Source organism: Streptomyces spiroverticillatus (assembly GCA_014650415.1).
Classification (GTDB): domain Bacteria; phylum Actinomycetota; class Actinomycetes; order Streptomycetales; family Streptomycetaceae; genus Streptomyces; species Streptomyces spiroverticillatus.
This window is the reverse complement of sequence record BMUX01000009.1, coordinates 52,462-69,155: the sequence shown is the minus strand read 5'-3', so window position 1 is coordinate 69,155 and position 16,694 is coordinate 52,462. Positions and strand designations below refer to the sequence as shown.

The following is a 16,694-nucleotide window of genomic DNA, read 5'->3' as shown; positions in this document are numbered from 1 at the left end:
GCTTGGGTGTCACTAAGTGTCAATGTGTCGTTGAGTGCGGGAGGCGTCGGGCATGGCCGAGTTCGAGCACGAGCATGTACGAGTGGCGGTGATCGGGTCCGGGTTCGGGGGCCTGGGGGCCGCGGTCCGGCTGCGCAGGGAAGGGGTTACCGACTTCGTCGTGCTGGAGCGGGCGGATTCGGTCGGCGGGACCTGGCGCGACAACAGCTATCCCGGGTGCGCCTGCGACGTACCGTCCCATTTGTATTCGTTCTCCTTTGCGCCCAACCCCGAGTGGCCGCGCACCTTTTCCGGGCAGGAGCACATCCGGGCGTACCTGGAGCACGTGACCGACACCTTCGGGCTGCGGCCGCACATCAGGCTGAACCACGAGGTCACGATGATGACCTGGGATGCCGAGAAGCTCTTGTGGAAAATCGAGGCGGCGAACGGGAAGACGCTCGTCGCGGACGTCGTCGTGTCCGCGACCGGGCCGCTGTCTGACCCGAAGACGCCCGACATCCCGGGGCTCGACACCTTCCCCGGCAAGGTTTTCCACTCCGCGCGGTGGGACCACGACTACGACCTCCAGGGCAAGCGGGTCGCGATGATCGGGACGGGGGCGTCCGCGATCCAGATCGTTCCGGCAATTCAGCCACAAGTCGACAAACTCACCCTCTTCCAGCGCACGCCGCCGTGGGTGATGCCGCGCGCCGACCGCACGATCACCGGCGGCGAACGCTGGTTGCACCGCACGGTGCCGGCGACCGGCAAGGCCCGGCGGGGGCTGCTGTGGGGCATCCGTGAGCTCCAGGTGCAGGCGTTCACCAAGCGCCCCAACGAGCTCGGCTTCATCGAGGCCATCGCCAAGGCCAACATGGCGAAGTCCATCAAGGACCCCGCCCTGCGCGCCAGGCTGACGCCCGACTACCGCATCGGCTGCAAGCGCATCCTGCTGTCGAGCACGTACTACCCGGCGCTCGCGCAGCCGAACGTGGATGTCGTCGCCTCCGGGCTGACCGAGGTGCGCGGGTCGACCGTCGTCGCCGCCGACGGCACGGAGACCGAGGTCGACGCGATCATCTTCGGTACGGGCTTCCACGTCACCGACATGCCGATCGCCGACCGTGTGGTCGGCGCCGACGGCATCACCCTCGCCGAGACGTGGAAGGGCGGCATGGAGTCGCTGCGCGGCGCGAGCGCCGTCGGCTTCCCGAACTGGATGACGATCATCGGCCCGAACACCGGGCTGGGCAATTCGTCGATGATCCTCATGATCGAGGCGCAGCTCAACTACCTGGCCGACTACATGCGGCAGCTGAACACGCTCGGCGGCCGGGTCGCGCTGTCGGCACGCCCCTCGGCCGTCGGTGCCTGGAACCGTCGTGTGCAGGAGCGCATGAAACGCACCGTGTGGAACACCGGCGGCTGCGACAGCTGGTACCTGGACGCCAACGGCCGCAACACGACCGTCTGGCCGGGCACCACCTCGGAGTTCCGGCGGGCGACGCGCGAGGTCAATCTCGCGGAGTACGAGGTGGTGCGCGCCCAGGCCGCCGCCCCCGCCGAGGTCGAGGAGGTCGTGGCGTGAGCCGCGTCGCCGGTGAACTCGGGCTCGACGTACGGGAGGTGACCGTCACCTCGCGCGACGGTGCGCGGCTGCATGTCGAGGTGTACGGGGAGGAAGGTGCGCCGGCGGTGGTGCTGGCGCACGGGTGGACGTGCTCGATCGGCTTCTGGGCGGCCCAGATACGGGAGCTGGCGCGGGACTTCAAGGTCGTGGCGTACGACCAGCGGGGGCACGGGCGTTCGCCGGATTCGGCCGCGTATGCGGTGGAGGGGCTCGCCGATGACCTGGAGGCGGTGCTGTCGGCGACGCTCGCGCCGGGCGAGAAGGCGGTGATCGCCGGTCACTCGATGGGTGGCATGACGGTCATGGCGGCTGCCGGGCGTGCTGCCTTCGTCGAGCATGCGGCGGCGGTGCTGCTGTGCAGTACTGGCAGTTCGCGGCTGGTCGCGGAGTCGTTGGTGGTGCCGCTGCGGGCTGGGCGGTTGCGGACGCGGCTGACGCGGTCCGTGCTCGGGGCGAAGGCTCCGCTGGGGCCGGTGACGCCGGTCTCCAAGGCGGTGCTGAAGTACGCCACGATGGGGCGCGGTGCGTCACCGGAGCGGGTTTTGCAATGCGCTCGCATTGTGCACGCGTGCCCCAAGGCGGCGCGTGTCGGTTGGTCGCACGTGCTGGCCGAGTTGGAGCTGGCCGACGGTGTGCGGGAGTTGGATGTGCCGGTCGCCGTCGTCGCGGGTGCTGATGACCGGCTCACGCCACCGGTGCACGCCCGGGGGATCGAGGCAGCGTTGCGGAAGTCGTTGGGGCTGACGTTGCTCACCGGCGTGGGGCACATGACGCCGGTGGAGGCGCCGGAGGTCGTCAGCGGGAAGATCCGGCAGTTGGTGCGGGAATACGTCGTCGAGGGTGCGGGGCCGAAGGCCGACGCCGGTGCACAGCAGAAGGAGGAAGTCGCGTGAGCTACAGCCTTGAGGGTCAGGTCGCGGTGGTGACGGGCGGGGCCCGTGGTGTGGGTGAGCTGCTCGCCCGCAAGCTCTCCGCGCGCGGGGCGAACATCGCCCTGGTGGGGCTGGAGCCCGAGCTGCTGAAGGACGTCACCGGTCGGCTGCACACCGAGAGCGACTGGTGGTACGCGGACGTCACCGACCACGAGGCCATGGTGCGGGTCGCCGAGGAGGTCAAGGAGCGCTTCGGGAAAGTCGACATTGTCGTCGCCAACGCCGGCGTGGCCTCCGGTGGTCCCTTCGTCGACTCCGACCCCGAGGCCTGGCGGCGGGTGATCGAGGTCAACCTCGTGGGCGGCGCCGTCACCGCGCGCGCCTTTCTGCCCGTACTCATGGAGAGCCGCGGCTATTTCCTCCAGATCGCCTCGTTGGCGGCGATCACGCCCGCGCCGATGATGAGCGCGTACTGCGCGTCGAAGTCGGGAGTCGAGGCGTTCGCGCACTGTCTGCGGGCGGAGGTCGGCTACCGGGGCGTGCGGGTGGGGGTCGGTTACCTGTCGTGGACGGACACCGACATGGTGCGCGGGGCCGATCAGGACGAGGTGATGCGGGAGTTGCGGCAGCGGCTGCCGTGGCCGTCGAACCGTACGTATCCGCTGGGGCCGGCCGTGGACCGGATCGTCGCGGGCATCGAGCGGCGGTCGCACCACGTGTACGCGCAGTGGTGGCTGCGCGGGATGCAGTCGGTGCGCGGGTACCTGCCCGGCATCATCGGGACGGTCGGCCAGCGGGAGATGAAGCGTTTCGCCCCCCGGCTGGGCGGGGTCGCCAAGGGGCTCGTGGGCGCGGGCGGCGCGGCGGACGAGTCGACCCGGGGGGTGGGGGTCTAGCGCCCCCGGCCACCCGGCCCCGCTACCTCGGCGGCAGTGTCGGTCGCCGTTTGTCCGGCACCGCCGAGTAGTCCGGCGGGACCGCCGCCGGTGTCGACTCCAGCAGGTCGAGGGCGACCTTCACCGCGTCGTCCAGTACGGCGTACCGGCCCTCCGCCCAGTCCAGCGGGGTGCGGAGGGCGGAGATGTCCGGGGTCACGCCGTGGTTCTCGACCGCCCAGCCGTACTCGTCGAACCAGGCCGCGTTCATCGGGACGGTGATGACCGTGCCGTCACCCAGCGGGTGACGGCCGGTCATGCCCACCACCCCGCCCCACGTGCGCTGACCGACGACCGGCCCCAGCGACAGCAGCCGGAAGGCGGCGGTGATCATGTCGCCGTCGGAGGAGGTGGCCTCGTCGGCGAGGGCGACCACCGGGCCCCGGGGGGCGTTGGAGGCGTACGAGACGGGCTGGGCGTCGCGCGTCAGGTCCCAGCCGAGGATGCGGCGCGTCAACTTCTCGATGACGAGCTCGCTGATGTTGCCGCCCGCGTTACCGCGTACGTCGACGATCAGCGCGGGGCGGGACACCTCCAGGCGCAGGTCGCGGTTGAACTGCGCCCAGCCCGAGCCGCCCATGTCGGGGATGTGCAGGTAGCCGCACTTTCCGCCGCTCAGGTCGCGGACGACCTCGCGGCGCTTGGCGACCCAGTCCTGGTAGCGCAGGGGGCGTTCGTCGATGAGGGGTACGACGGCGACCCGCCGCGGACGCACCTCCGCGCCCTCGGGCCCTTCCGGTACGAATGTCAGCTCGACCGTCGTCCCCCCGGCGGCCGACAGCAGCGGGAAGGGACCCGCCACCGGGTCCACCGGGCGGCCGTCCACATGGGTGAGCACCGCGCCGACCCGGATGCCCGTACCGGCGAGCGGGGAGCGGGCCTTGGAGTCGGAGGAGTCGCCGGGGAGGATGCGGGAGACCGTCCAGTTGCCGTCCTTGACGTAGAAGTTGGCGCCCAGCAGGCCCATCGCGCGCTGGTAGTGCGGGGGGCCTTCGTTGCGGCGGGCGCCGGCGACGTACGCATGCGACGTACCCAGCTCGCCCAGGACTTCGCGCAGCAGGTCGGCGAACTCGTCGGGGGAGGCGACCCGCTCCACCAGCGGGCGGTACTGGTCGAGGATTGTCGACCAGTCGATACCGCCCATGTTCGGCTCCCAGAAGTAGGAGTCGATGATGCGGCCCGCCTCCGCGTACGCCTGGCGCCACTCGGCGGCCGGGTCCACGTCGTGCAGGATGCGGCGCAGGTCGAGGTGGACGGTGGAGTCGCTGTCGCCGCGTTCGGTGGCGGGGACGGCGCGCAGCTCACCGTCCTCGACCACCACCAGGCGGGTACCGTCGCCGCTGATGGCGAACCATTCCAGGTCGTCGGCGAGTTCCGTCTTGCGGGCCTTGGCGAGGTCGAAGTGTTCGAGGGTGGGCCGGCCGGAGGTGTCGGCGGGGTTCGCGAACGTCTCGCCGAGCGCGCCCGAGATCGGCCAGCGCAGCCAGACCAGGCCGCCGCCGCTGACCGCCGACAGCGACGAGTACTTGGAGGCCGCCACCGGGAACGGCGTCACCCGGTTCGCCAGGCCCTCGACCTCGACCGTCACCGTACCGTCGCCCTCCGACGCCTCGTCAGGGTCCAGGCCGCCCGCCGCCGGGCGGCCGTCGGGGGAGAGGGCGAAGGGGGAGGGGGTCGCGGAGGAGAGGGGGACGAGGTACGGGCGGCAGCCGAGCGGGAAGGACAGGTCGCCCGTGTGGACGTCGTACACCGGGTCGAAACCGCGCCAGGAGAGGAAGGCGAGGTAGCGGCCGTCGCTGGTGAAGACGGGATTCTCGTCCTCGAAGCGGCCGTTGGTGACGTCCACGATCAGGGCGGTCGTCTCGGCCGCGGTGTCCTGGATGCGCGCCATCTTGATCTGCCGCAGCGAGCGGCCGATGCCCGGATGCGACCACGTCAGCCACGACCCGTCGGGCGAGAAGGCGAGGTCGCGGACGGGGCCGTTCACCGAGCGGATCAGCTCGGTCAGGGACTCCTGTCCTTCAGTGACACCGAGCAGGAGCAGGCGACCGTCGTGGGAGGCGACCGCCACGCGCGCGCCGTCGGGGTCGGCCACCAGTTCGTGTACGCGGCCGAGTTGACCGGCGGCGAGACGGCGTGCGGCACGCGCCCCGGCCGCCCGGGGCAGGTACGCGATCTCCACCGCGTCCTCGCCCTCCGCGTCCGTCACGAACGCGACCTGCCCGCTGGAGCCCAGCATCTCCGGAAGCCGCACCCGTACCCCCGGAGTGTCGGCGATCGTACGGGCCGGGCCGTCGCGGTGGGTGAGCCAGTACAGGCTGCCGCGCACCGAGACGGCGCTGGCCCGGCCGGTGGTGTCGACGGCCAGGCCGCCCACGTGGCCCGCCGCCGGGACCTGGTAGGGGCGGCGGCCGGTGCGCGGGCCACCGAGGCGCACGTCGAGCCGGCGCGGCATCCCGGTCGGTGAGAAGTCGTCGACGAGCCACACCTCGCCCGCGCACTGGTAGACCACCCGCGTGCCGTCGGAGGAGGCGTGCCGGGCGTAGAAGTCGGCGTGGTCGGTGTGGCGGCGCAGGTCGGAGCCGTCGGGCAGGCAGGAGTAGAGGTTGCCGATGCCCTCGTGGTCGGAGAGGAACGCGATGCGGCCGGCCACGAACATCGGCGCTTCGAGGTGACCGTTCAGGTCCGGGAGCAGGCGGTCGCCGTGCAGCCACAGGCGGCCGGTGGCCCCGCCGCGGTAGCGCTTCCAGGCGGCGGGCTCGTGCGGGGGCTTGCCGGTGAGGAGCAGGGTGCGGCGTTCGCCGTTGCAGTCGGGGAGGGTGTCGGTGATCGCGATGTCGGAGACCGGGCCCCAGGGGAGTCTGCCGCCGGGGCTGCCGTCGGTGGGCAGCGTGTAGGCCCAGGAGTAGTACGAGAACGGCTGGCCGTGCGAGGACACCGCCAGGATCTGCCCGTCCGGCGTCCAGCCGCAGACGCGTGCGTCCACCGAACCCCAGTAGGAGAGGCGGCGTGAGGGGCCGCCGTCGACGGGGACGACGTGCACCTCGGGGTCGAGGCTGCGCCAGGTCGTGTACGCGAGGTGCCGGCCGTCCGGCGAGAAGCGCGGGTGACCGACGCGGGTGCGGTCCACGGTCAGTCGCCACGCCCGGCCCGGGGTCTGCCCGGCCGCGGGGAGCGGGGCCACCCAGATGTCGTCCTCGGCCACGAAGGCGAGGGTGTCGCCGTGCAGGTGCGGGAAGCGGAGGTAGGCGGGGGGCTCGGGCGGTGCGGTGTGGGGGGCGTCGGGCTCCTGGGCGGACTCGTCTGTGGGCACTCGCATGCCCTCATGCTTTCCGCGCCAGGGGGGCCCGGCAACTCGTACGGCTGGATCTCTGTGCGTACGTTGCGATGCCTGCGCATTGCCATGTGTTTCGCGATGCGCATGCATTGTTGTGCGCGTTCCAATGCGCGTGCATTGTTACGTGCGCTCCGTCACCCATGTGCGCGGGCCCGGCCCGGCTCGGCCCGGCCCGCCGTCTCACTCGTACGTACGCCGCAGGAATCGCACCAGCGGTGCGCTGTCCAGTTGCAACAGCAGCACCCCCTGCTCCGCGTGCAGCTCCAGCACCACCTGCACCCGGCCGCACGGCCAGATCCGTACGTCACCCTGCTCGGCCGGTGCGCGCAGGCCCGCCTCCAGGAGGGCTCGCGGGAAGGTCCAGTTGGGGCGGCCGCCCTTGCTGCCGGGCGGGCCCGGCACCGGCAGTTCGATGAGCAGCGCGCGCCGGTCGCCCGCCGGGGCGTGTCGCAGGGTGACCGGGAGGCAGGTGGGGACCGGCGCGTCGGTGACGAGGTTCGCGCGCAACTGGACCTGTGCAGGGCTTTCGGCGGCAGTGGCCTCGGCGGCGGCGCTCTCGGCGTCGGTACCCCCGAGGGGGCGGTCCTCCACGGTGCGGGACATCGGCCCGCCTCCTCACCTCGTACGTACGCAACACTCACATTCGCGGTTAATTGACACCCAATGTCCCATATTTCGGTCCGAACGAATATCGACATCTTGTCGGCCGCTCAGGAGGGGTACTTATCGAGAGGGAGCTTTTGCAACCGCTTTGCAATAACTCCCTATCATCGAACGGCTGTCCGCTTGCACGCTCCGTAGCGGTTCGAACTCGGGAGTTCCGCCATGCATGTCCCCGACGGATTCATCAACGCACCCGTCTCCGCGACCGCCGGTGTCGCCGCCGTCGCCGCCGTCGGTCTCGGCCTGCGCGGCGCCCGGCGCGAGCTGACCGACGAGCGCGCGGCGCCCCTGGCGGGCCTGGTCGCGGCGTTCGTCTTCGCCGTGCAGATGCTGAATTTCCCCGTCGCGGCGGGCACCAGCGGTCACCTCCTCGGCGGCGCACTCGCGGCGATCCTGGTCGGGCCGTGGACCGGCATCCTGTGCATATCCGTGGTGCTGCTGATGCAGGGGGTGCTGTTCGCCGACGGCGGCCTCACCGCGCTCGGCGTCAACATCACGACCATGGGCGTCATCACCGTCCTCGTCTCGTACGGGATCTTCCGCGGCCTGGTGAAGGTCCTGCCGCGCAAGCGGCGCACGGTGACGGTGTCCGCCTTCGTCGCCGCGCTCGTCTCCGTGCCGACGGCGGCCGCCTTCTTCACCCTGCTGTACGCGCTCGGCGGGACCACCGACGTACCCGTCGGCAAGGTGCTGACCGCCATGGTCGGCGTGCACGTCCTCATCGGCATCGGCGAGGCGGCGATCACCGCGCTCACCGTCGGCGCGGTGCTCGCCGTGCGGCCCGACCTGGTGTTCGGCGCACGCGGGCTCAGCGCGCCGCTGAAGCTGCGGGTCGGCGGCGAGCTGGTGGACGCTCCGGTTCCGGACACGGCGGCCGTCCCCGTCGCGGCCCGCTCCACGCGGCGCTTCTGGGGTGTGGGGCTGCTGGCCGCGCTCGCCCTCGCCGGTGTCGTGTCGCTGTACGCGTCGACCAGCCCCGACGGCCTGGAGAAGGTCGCCGCCGACCAGGGCATCGACAAGAACGTCCGCGAGCACGCCACCGCCGACTCCCCGCTCGCCGACTACAGCGTCCGGGGCATCAGCGACAGCTCCCTGTCCGGCGGGCTCGCGGGGGTCATCGGCGTCGGGGTGACGGTCGCCGTCGGCAGCGGGGTCTTCTGGGCGGTCCGCAAGCGGCGTACGGACGCCGTGGAGACCGCCGACTCCACCGGCGTCTGACATGGGTGCAGGTCACGCTCACGCGCTCTACCGACATGTCGACAGTCCTGTCCACACCCTGCCGCCGCACTGCAAGCTCGTCGCCGTCTTCGCCTTCGTGGTGGTCGTCGTCTCCACACCGCGCGAGGCCGTGTGGGCCTTCGCGGCGTACGCCGTGCTGCTCGGGGCCGTCGCGTACGTCGCCCGGGTGCCCGCCCGTCATGTGTTGACGCGGATGCTGGTCGAGGTGCCGTTCGTGGCCTTCGCCGTCCTGATGCCGTTCGTCGCGCAGGGGGAACAGACCAAGGTGCTGGGCGTCTCGCTCAGCGTCTCCGGGCTGTGGGGTGCCTTCAACATCCTGGCCAAGGGCACGCTCGGCGTCGCCGCCTCCGTGCTGCTCGCCTCCACCACCGAGCTGCGCGAACTGCTGCACGGTCTACAGAAGTTGCGGCTCCCGCCACTGCTCGTACAGATAGCGACGTTCATGATCCGCTACGGGGACGTCATCGCCGGTGAGCTGAAGCGGATGTCGATCGCGCGCAGGTCCCGGGGCTTCGAGGCCCGGGGCGTACGGCACTGGGGGGTGCTGGCGAAGACCGCCGGCGCGCTGTTCATCCGGTCGTACGAAAGGGGCGAGCGCGTGCACCTGGCCATGGTGAGCCGGGGGTACACGGGCGTCATGCCCGTGCTGGAGGAGACGGTGGCCACGCGCGCACAGTGGGCGCGGGTGGGGGTACTGCCGGGGGCGGCGTTGCTGGTGTGTCTGACGGGATGGGTGATGGTGTGAGCGTGACCGCGACTTCTTCGCTGGCCGTACGCGGACTGGCGTACGCCTACCCGGACGGCCATCAGGCCCTGTTCGGCGTCGACCTGACGATCGAGCGGGGCGAGCGGGTGGCCCTGCTCGGCCCCAACGGCGCCGGGAAGACCACCCTGGTCCTCCACCTCAACGGCATCCTGACGGCCGGCGCCGGCACGGTCGAAGTGGCCGGACTCCCGGTCGCCAAGCGCAACCTCGCCGAGATCCGCCGCCGGGTCGGCATCGTCTTCCAGGACCCCGACGACCAGCTCTTCATGCCGACCGTGCGCGAGGACGTGGCCTTCGGCCCCGCGGCGGCCGGACTGCGCGGCGCCGCGCTGGAGACCTGCGTACGGGAGGCCCTGGAGCGGGTGGGCATGGAAGCCTTCGCCGACCGGGCCCCGCACCACCTCTCCTTCGGCCAGCGCAGGCGGGTCGCGGTGGCGACCGTACTCGCCATGCACCCGGAGATCCTCGTCCTCGACGAGCCGTCCTCCAACCTCGACCCGGCCGCCCGCCGGGAACTCGCGCTCATCCTGCGCGACTTGGACGTCACCGTCCTGATGGTCACGCACGACCTGCCGTACGCACTGGAACTGTGCCCCCGCTCGGTCGTCCTCAGCGAGGGCACGGTCGTCGCCGACGCACCCACGCAGGACCTCCTCCTGGACGAGGACCTCATGCGGGCGCACCGCCTGGAACTCCCCTTCGGCTTCGACCCCCGGTCGGTCCGCGTGCGCTGACCCCGACCCCGACCCCGACCCACGCCACCGGGGGCGGCCCCCACCTGCAAGAGCCCCGCCCGACCCTGCACCATGGTGTCCAGCACCACCCCGACCCCTCCAGGAAGCGGAGCACACGCGTGGACGTCCAAGGCATCCGAGGCACGACGCTCGCCGGGTTCGAACCCGTCAAGGACGCCTTCCTGCGCAACTTCCGCGACCGGGGCGACCGCGGTGCCGCCGTCGCCGTCTACCTCCACGGCCACAAGGTCGTCGACCTGTGGGGCGGCACCCGCGACGTCGACGGCAGCGTCCCCTGGGCCCTCGACACCGCCCAGGTCGTCCGCTCCGCCGGCAAGGGCATAGCCGCCGCCGTCCCCCTCCTCCTCCACCAGCGCGGCCAGATCGACCTCGACGCGCCGGTCGGCACGTACTGGCCGGAGTTCAAGGCCGCGGGCAAGGAGCGGGTTCTCGTACGTCACCTGCTCTCGCACCGCGCCGGACTCCCGGTGCTGGACCACCCCCTGACCCCCGCCCAGGCCTGCGACGGCGAGTCCGGCGCCCGCGCGGTCGCCGCCCAGGCCCCCGTGTGGGAACCCGGCACCGACCACGGCTACCACGCCCAGACGTACAGCTTCCTCGTCGCCGAACTCGTACGACGCGTCACCGGCCGGACGATCGGCCGCTGGGTGGCGGAGGAGATCGCCCGACCGCTCGGCCTCGACTTTTGGATCGGGCTGCCCGAGGAGGAGGCCCACCGGGTGGGGCGGCTCGCGCCCGTCGAGGAGCCGCCGTCCACCACCGGCCTCAAGCTCCGCCCCAAGCGCGCCGTCAGCGAGGCGTACGCCGACCCCGCCTCCCTCACCCGCCGCGCCTTCGGGGCCATCGACCCGCTCCCCGACGAGAACGACGCCGCCTACCGCGCCGCCGAACTCCCCGCCTCCGGCGCCATCTCCACCGCCCGCGCCCTCGCCCGCTGCTACGCGGCGATGATCGGCCCGGTCGACGACGGCCCCCGGCTCTTCGCGCCCGCGACGCTCACCCTCGCCCGTACCGAGGAATCCGCCGGACCCGACCGCGTGCTGGTCGTCAACACCCGCTTCGGCCTGGGCTTCATGCTGCACGGTTCGGCGTCCCCGCTGCTCGGCCCCGGCTCCTTCGGCCACCCCGGGCGCGGCGGCTCGCTCGGCTTCGCCGACCCGGAGTCGGGCATCGCGCTGGGGTACGTCACCAACGGACTGCGCAAGGGAGTCACCGCCGACCCGCGCGCGCTGGCGCTGATCGCGGCGGTCAAGGAGAGCCTGGCGCATCGGTGAACCGCATCGGTGAACGCAGCAGGGGCCGCCCCGAAGGACGGCCCCTGCTCCCACAGCCACATCAGGCCGTACCGGACCTACAGCTTGAAGCCGTAGTCCATGATCTTCTTCGCGTCGGCCGTACGGTTCGCCTCGTTGGTCGACGCGAGCACCGCGCCCACCACCGTCCGCTTGCCGCGGGTCGCCGCGAAGACCAGGCAGTACTTCGCCTGCGGGCCGGAGCCCGTCTTCACGCCGATGGCACCGTTGTAGCTGCCGAGCAGCTTGTTGGTGTTGGTCCAGCTCATGTTGCGGTAGCCACCGTTCTTGGTGGTGGTCCGCTGCGTGGTCGACTTCGTCTTGACGATCGCCCGGAAGTTGCTGTTCTTCAGCGCGGCGGTCGCCAGCTTCGAAAGGTCGCGGGGCGTCGAGTAGTTGGCGCCGTTGCCGATGCCGTCGAAGGAGTCGAACTTCGTGTTCTTCATCCCCAGGCTCTTCGCGGTCGTGTTCATCTTCCCGATGAACGACTTCACCCGCGCGTCACGCGTCGAGCCCGACCCGAACTTGTCGGCCAGCGCGTACGCCGCGTCGCAGCCCGACGGCAGCATCAGCCCGTACAGCAGCGACCGCACCGACACCTTGTCACCGACGATCAGCCGCGCCGACGACGCGCCCTTGCGGACGATGTAGTCGCTGTACGCCTTCTGGATCGTGACCTTGGTGTCGAGGTTCAGCCCCTTGGTGGAGAGCACCACCTGAGCGGTCATGATCTTCGTCGTGGAACCGGTCGAGAGCCGGGTGTCGCCGGCCTTCGAGAAGTACGTGCGTCCCGATGCGCTGTCCATCAGGAAGCCGCCCTTGGCGACGATCGACGGCGCCTTGGGAGCCGCGGCCTGAGCGGCCGGAGCGACGAGCGCCCCGGCGGTCATGACCGAGCCGGCGGTGACGAGCGTCGCCGTTATGCGACAGATCGTCTTGATTCCAGTTTTCAACGTGGATGCTCCAAATGCCCTTAATGGGGGGCCGCATGAGGGGGCCGCCTGCACGTGTGACGCCTGTGAAGGTCGAATGGATGTGGTGCGACGTGGGTCTTTACCGGATCCTTACCTTTCCGTGATGTGAACACGTGTGCGCCGAGCAGTCAATGCCCTTTGTGTGGGGGGTTGTTGGCGCAAATGAGTCGGACGGGGTTGGGGAAAAGAGGCTGGGGTGACGTCTGCACCTCGTGTGAGCATCTCGTGGTCCTCGGGTGAGTGGCCCGGGAGCAGGGAGATGTTTCATGCTCAGGCTCAGCAGGCAAGCACGCTCCATCTGCGCGGTCGCCGTCGTGGCGGCCACCGTCTTCGGTACGTCCCAGGCGGGCGCGGCAGCCCCGGCGGCCTCCGCGGACACGCTCCAGCAGGAGATCGACGAGGTCCTGGCCACCACCAAGGGCGGCGTGCAGATCAGCCGCAACGAGATCGCCTGGCACGGCGGCCGGGCCATCATGTCCTTCACCCTCCCCGGGGAGGAGCGGGCCCGGGTGAGCAGCCCCGCCGCCCAGAAGCTCCAGGCGCAGATCGCGGGCCTGCCCGCCACGACGAGGGAGAAGCCGTCCGCCGCGCCGGCCGCCGACAGCTGCCCCACCGAGACCTTCGGCAACGACTGGTACTGCTTCTACGACGGCACCAGCTACACGGGGCGACGCCTCCAGTGGAACGCCCCGCACACCTGGGACGTGGACTTCGGCGACTACGGCTTCATCAACAAGACCTCGTCCTGGTCCAACAGGGGCGAGCTGAACGTCAGGGTCTACAGCAGAACCCGCGCAGGTGACAGCAACTCGTGCGTCGAGCACCGCTGGACGGAGCCCGCGCACACCAGAGCCGCCTCCGTGGGATCCATGAACAACATCGCGGACTGCTTCACCGCGTCCTGACACCCGGTCCGGCCGACCCGCTTGCTGCTGTACGGCGTCGGCCGGACCGTTCGGCCGGACCGTCGGACGGCACTCCGCCCCGGCGTGTCACCCTCCGCCCCCGGCGTGTCAGTCGACACGTGCGGTCAGGAAGCAGAAGTACGAGATCACGGACGGCACCTTCACGTTGAGCGCCCCGGCGGTCGTGGTGAGCTCCTCCTCGTACGCGAGCACCTTGCCGTTCGACTCGTCGAGGATCAGGGTGTACTTCGTCGGCAGGCCGCCGTAGGCGGAGTCGACGGAGACCGCCTGCCCCGCGCGGCCCGCGCGGTCGGTGACCTTGCCGCGGTACGTGACGTCGGTACGGGTGGCGAGGAAGCGGAGCATGGCCGCGCGCTGCCGGCCGTTCCACAGCTCGTCCAGGTTGTGGGCCGCCACGGAGTCGAAGGCCTCGGCCGTGCCGGCGTACTCCTGGCTGGCCAGCAGCCACTTGCCCATGGCCCGCGGTTCTTCCGGGGCGGGCCGGTTGAGCGGGTCGTTGGCGTTCACCGGCCCCGTGGCGTCCTCGGTGAACTGCGGATCCTCGCCGACGGCGCCCGCGTCCGACCACACCTCCTCGTCGTGGGCGTTCTGGAAGCGAGGAGGCAGCGTCCGCTGCTTCCACCTCATCGATCCGTCGGCCTTCTTCCAGGTTTCCCGCTCCGACGGCACGATCGCCGAGGTGACCTGGATCTGGCCGATCCGCGTCGACAGCGCCCACCCCTGGTGCTTGAGGTACAGGCTGCTCCCGGCAGGCACCCGGGAGGTGTCCTTGAGCGCGACCACCGCCAGCCGCTCCAGCACCGCCCGGGGCGACTCGCTGCCCGGGGCGTACCGCAGGGGCGGCGGCGTCATCGCCTGTGCGGGCTGGGCGTTGGGTCCGAAGAGGGTGTACGTCGACACGGCCACCGCGAGCGAGGTCGCCACCGCGACTCCGGCCAGCGGCCACCGCCACCGGCGCAGGAGTCCGGCGGCGGGGCCGGGTGCGGGCCTGGACGTGTTCAGTACGTTCGCCAGCAGCCGCTCGCGATCCGTGGGCGAGGCATGCACCTGGGACCCGCCCGCCGGATCCAGCGCCTTCAACGTGTGCAGAGCATTGCCGTTCATCATCGTGCCCCCCATTCGGCCGCGAGGACCTCTTGCTGCGCCGGAAACGGTTCGGTCGCCGTCGTCACCGCCTGCCGGAACCGGCGCCGCGCCCGGTGCAGACGTACGTGGAACGCGGCCGTCGTACAGCCCAGGACCACCGCCGCGTCGCGCGGCGGCAGGCCCTCCCAGATGTCCAGCCGCAGCACTTCCTGGTCGGCGGGGTTCATCCCGTCGAAGGCCGCGGCGACGGCGAGCCGTTCGGTCACGTCGGCGGCATGGTCGGCGACGTGCTCGGCCGTCACCTCGGCGAGGCTCCCGGCGAGCTGCGCGCGCCGCCGCTCGTCGCGGTAGGCGTTGGCCAGCGTCAGCCGGGCCACTCCGTACAGCCAGGGCAGCAACCGCTCCCGGGGCGCTTCGTGCCAGCGGCGCCAGGCGACGGTGAAGACCTCGGCCACCACGTCGGGCGCGGCGTCGGCGTTCACCCGCCTGCGTATGTAGGACTCGACGGCTGCGAAGTGCAGTCGGTAGGAGTCCGTGTACGACTGCTCGTCGTCGATCGGAATCACCATCCCCTCCACCCTCTTTGTGTCGGGGGACGGCCGAGACTTACATGCCGTACGGATTTTCTCGGGGCGGTGGTGGTGGCGGTGAGGTGCGGGGGCGAGGGGGCCTGCCCGCCGCACCCGGCCAGGGGCGCGCGTCAGGCGCGAGGGCGAGGGCGGTGGCCGCCAGGACCGAGACGGTGCCGGGGACGGTCGCGGCACGGATGCGGTTCTTGAGGTGCACAGGGGTCCCCCGGGCGGGTGACGTACGCCCCGGACCGCACGTCGGCCCCGGGGCCGTAACCCTCGCGAACGTACGAGCGTGCCGGTCAACTCGCCTGCAGCATCAGGCCGATGCCCACCACCATCAGGCCGGCGGCGGCGATGCGCGGTCCGCCGAAGCGTTCCTTCAGGAAGATCGCGCCGATCGCCGCGCCCACGATGATGCTCGACTCGCGCAGCGCCGCGATCGGGGCGAGCGGGGCCCGGGTCTGGGCCCACAGGACCAGGCCGTACGCGGCGACGGACAGGGCCGCGCCGATGAAGCCGCGTACGGCGAAGGGCTTGACCTGGGAGACCAGTTGGGCGCGGCGGCGGTAGATGGCGTAGGCGGGGATCGAGATGCCCTCCAGGACCATCAGCCACGCGATGTAGCCCAGCGAGGTGCCGGAGGCGCGGACGCCCAGGCCGTCGACGGTCGTGTAGAGGGCGATGGCGAGGCCCGTGGCCAACGCGGCGCCGATCGCGGCCCATTGGGGCTTCTTGCCCGAGCCTCGGATGCCCCAGAGGGCCACCCCGACCAGACCCGTGCAGGCCACCGCAACGCCCGCGAGCTGCCAGCCGGTCGGGATCTCGTCGGCGAAGACCGCGGCCAGTGCGGTCACGGCGAGCGGGGCCGTGCCGCGTGCGATCGGGTACATCTGGCCGAAGTCGCCCAGCGTGAAGGAGCGCATCAGCAGGAGCATGTACGCGACGTGCAGCGCGGCGGAGAGGATCAGGTAGGGCCACGCCTCGGCGGCCGGGAAGGGCACGAAGATGCCCATGACCAGGCCGATCAGCAGGCCGCCGCCGGAGATCAGGGTGAAGGAGACCAGTTGGTCCTTGATGTTGTGCGCGATGGCGTTCCAGCTCGCGTGCGTGACGGCGGCCAGCAGGACGGCGGCTATGACGAGAGGGGTCACGACGCGGACCCCTCGCGCACGTCGGCCAGCTTCGCGCCCGCGTGCGCGATCAGGTCCTTCGGCGGCATCGGGAACACCGAGTGCGGGGTGCCGGCCGCTGCCCACACCACGGGGTGGGTGAGCAGGCCGCGGTCCGCGAGGACGGTGGTGCGGGTGATGTGGCCGAAGGGGGGCACGCCGCCGATCGCGTAACCGGTGGTGGCGCGCACCAGGTCGGCGCCCGCCCGCTTGACCTTCTGCGCGCCGAGTTCGGAACGTACGAGATCCACATCCACCCGCGAGGAGCCGTCCATCAGGACGAGGACCGGTTCGCCGTCCGCCTCGAAGATCAGGGACTTGACGATCTCGCTGGTGTCGCAGCCGATCGCGGCGGCCGCCTCGGCGGCGGTGCGGGTTGCGTCGGGGAAGTGACGTACGTCCGAAGTGAGCGAGGAAAGCCCGATTTCGGCCAGTGCGGTGGCGAACAGGGGGTGAACGGGAGGGGGTTGTGAAGTGCTCATGGCCCGCACGCTAC

At 71.2% G+C, this 16,694-nt stretch carries 15 protein-coding genes; 8 read left to right on the top strand and 7 right to left on the bottom strand.

Going from position 1 to position 16,694, the window contains the following annotated elements:
* Positions 1–52 precede the first annotated feature (52 nt).
* From IE269_RS23730 to IE269_RS23720, 3 genes are read left to right on the top strand one after another with little or no spacing between them, the layout of a single operon-like run.
* Entirely contained in the window at positions 53–1,570 is a 1,518-nt protein-coding gene (locus tag IE269_RS23730) for a flavin-containing monooxygenase (protein WP_189825140.1), read from the top strand.
* A complete protein-coding gene (locus IE269_RS23725; RefSeq protein ID WP_189825139.1) occupies positions 1,567–2,505 on the top strand; it encodes an alpha/beta fold hydrolase in 939 nt (312 codons plus the stop codon). The genes IE269_RS23730 and IE269_RS23725 overlap by 4 nt, the downstream gene beginning before the upstream one ends.
* The gene (locus IE269_RS23720) at positions 2,502–3,380 is read left to right on the top strand and encodes an SDR family oxidoreductase (RefSeq protein WP_189825138.1); all 879 of its coding nucleotides are present in this window, start codon (positions 2,502–2,504) and stop codon (positions 3,378–3,380) included. Before IE269_RS23725 ends, IE269_RS23720 begins: the two co-directional genes overlap by 4 nt.
* Positions 3,381–3,402: 22 nt before the next feature.
* Here IE269_RS23720 and IE269_RS23715 read toward each other — a convergent pair whose 3' ends face one another.
* Complete coding sequence (locus IE269_RS23715; RefSeq protein WP_229898172.1) at positions 3,403–6,738, bottom strand: S41 family peptidase; 3,336 nt, start codon at positions 6,736–6,738, stop codon at positions 3,403–3,405.
* A 198-nt stretch (positions 6,739–6,936) separates the two neighbouring features.
* Entirely contained in the window at positions 6,937–7,359 is a 423-nt protein-coding gene (locus IE269_RS23710) for an SsgA family sporulation/cell division regulator (protein WP_189825136.1), read from the bottom strand.
* Positions 7,360–7,581: 222 nt separating this feature from the next.
* On the opposite strand from IE269_RS23710, the gene IE269_RS23705 reads away from it, so the two are divergent.
* The 4 genes from IE269_RS23705 (at position 7,582) to IE269_RS23690 (ending at position 11,453) form a co-directional block, all read left to right on the top strand.
* Entirely contained in the window at positions 7,582–8,637 is a 1,056-nt protein-coding gene (locus tag IE269_RS23705; protein WP_189825135.1) for an energy-coupling factor ABC transporter permease, read from the top strand.
* A gap of 1 nt (position 8,638) precedes the next feature.
* Entirely contained in the window at positions 8,639–9,403 is a 765-nt protein-coding gene (cbiQ, locus tag IE269_RS23700) for a cobalt ECF transporter T component CbiQ (protein WP_189825134.1), read from the top strand.
* Complete coding sequence (locus IE269_RS23695) at positions 9,388–10,158, top strand: energy-coupling factor ABC transporter ATP-binding protein (protein WP_189825133.1); 771 nt, start codon at positions 9,388–9,390, stop codon at positions 10,156–10,158. Before cbiQ ends, IE269_RS23695 begins: the two co-directional genes overlap by 16 nt.
* Positions 10,159–10,277: 119 nt before the next feature.
* The gene (locus tag IE269_RS23690) at positions 10,278–11,453 is read left to right on the top strand and encodes a serine hydrolase domain-containing protein (protein WP_189825132.1); all 1,176 of its coding nucleotides are present in this window, start codon (positions 10,278–10,280) and stop codon (positions 11,451–11,453) included.
* Positions 11,454–11,530: 77 nt separating this feature from the next.
* On the opposite strand, the gene IE269_RS23685 is transcribed toward IE269_RS23690, so the two are convergent.
* Positions 11,531–12,424, bottom strand: coding sequence for a D-alanyl-D-alanine carboxypeptidase family protein (locus IE269_RS23685; protein ID WP_189825131.1), 894 nt, complete (start codon positions 12,422–12,424; stop codon positions 11,531–11,533).
* 287 nt (positions 12,425–12,711) lie between these two features.
* Between IE269_RS23685 and IE269_RS23680 the strand changes: the two genes are divergently transcribed.
* On the top strand, positions 12,712–13,350 hold the full coding sequence (locus tag IE269_RS23680) for a peptidase inhibitor family I36 protein (protein WP_189825130.1): 639 nt from the start codon (positions 12,712–12,714) through the stop codon (positions 13,348–13,350).
* Positions 13,351–13,458: 108 nt separating this feature from the next.
* Here IE269_RS23680 and IE269_RS23675 read toward each other — a convergent pair whose 3' ends face one another.
* The 4 genes from IE269_RS23675 to IE269_RS23660 all read right to left on the bottom strand — a co-directional run bounded on the left by IE269_RS23675 (position 13,459) and on the right by IE269_RS23660 (position 16,680).
* Positions 13,459–14,475 carry a hypothetical protein gene (locus IE269_RS23675; RefSeq protein ID WP_189825129.1) on the bottom strand — a complete coding sequence of 339 codons (1,017 nt, stop codon included), beginning with the start codon at positions 14,473–14,475 and terminating at the stop codon, positions 13,459–13,461.
* The gene (locus tag IE269_RS23670; RefSeq protein ID WP_189825128.1) at positions 14,475–15,026 is read right to left on the bottom strand and encodes an RNA polymerase sigma factor; all 552 of its coding nucleotides are present in this window, start codon (positions 15,024–15,026) and stop codon (positions 14,475–14,477) included. The genes IE269_RS23675 and IE269_RS23670 overlap by 1 nt, the downstream gene beginning before the upstream one ends.
* Before the next feature lie 302 nt (positions 15,027–15,328).
* On the bottom strand, positions 15,329–16,180 hold the full coding sequence (locus IE269_RS23665) for a DMT family transporter (RefSeq protein ID WP_189825127.1): 852 nt from the start codon (positions 16,178–16,180) through the stop codon (positions 15,329–15,331).
* Complete coding sequence (locus IE269_RS23660; protein ID WP_189825126.1) at positions 16,177–16,680, bottom strand: YbaK/EbsC family protein; 504 nt, start codon at positions 16,678–16,680, stop codon at positions 16,177–16,179. The genes IE269_RS23665 and IE269_RS23660 overlap by 4 nt, the downstream gene beginning before the upstream one ends.
* Between the last annotated feature and the right edge of the window lie 14 nt (positions 16,681–16,694).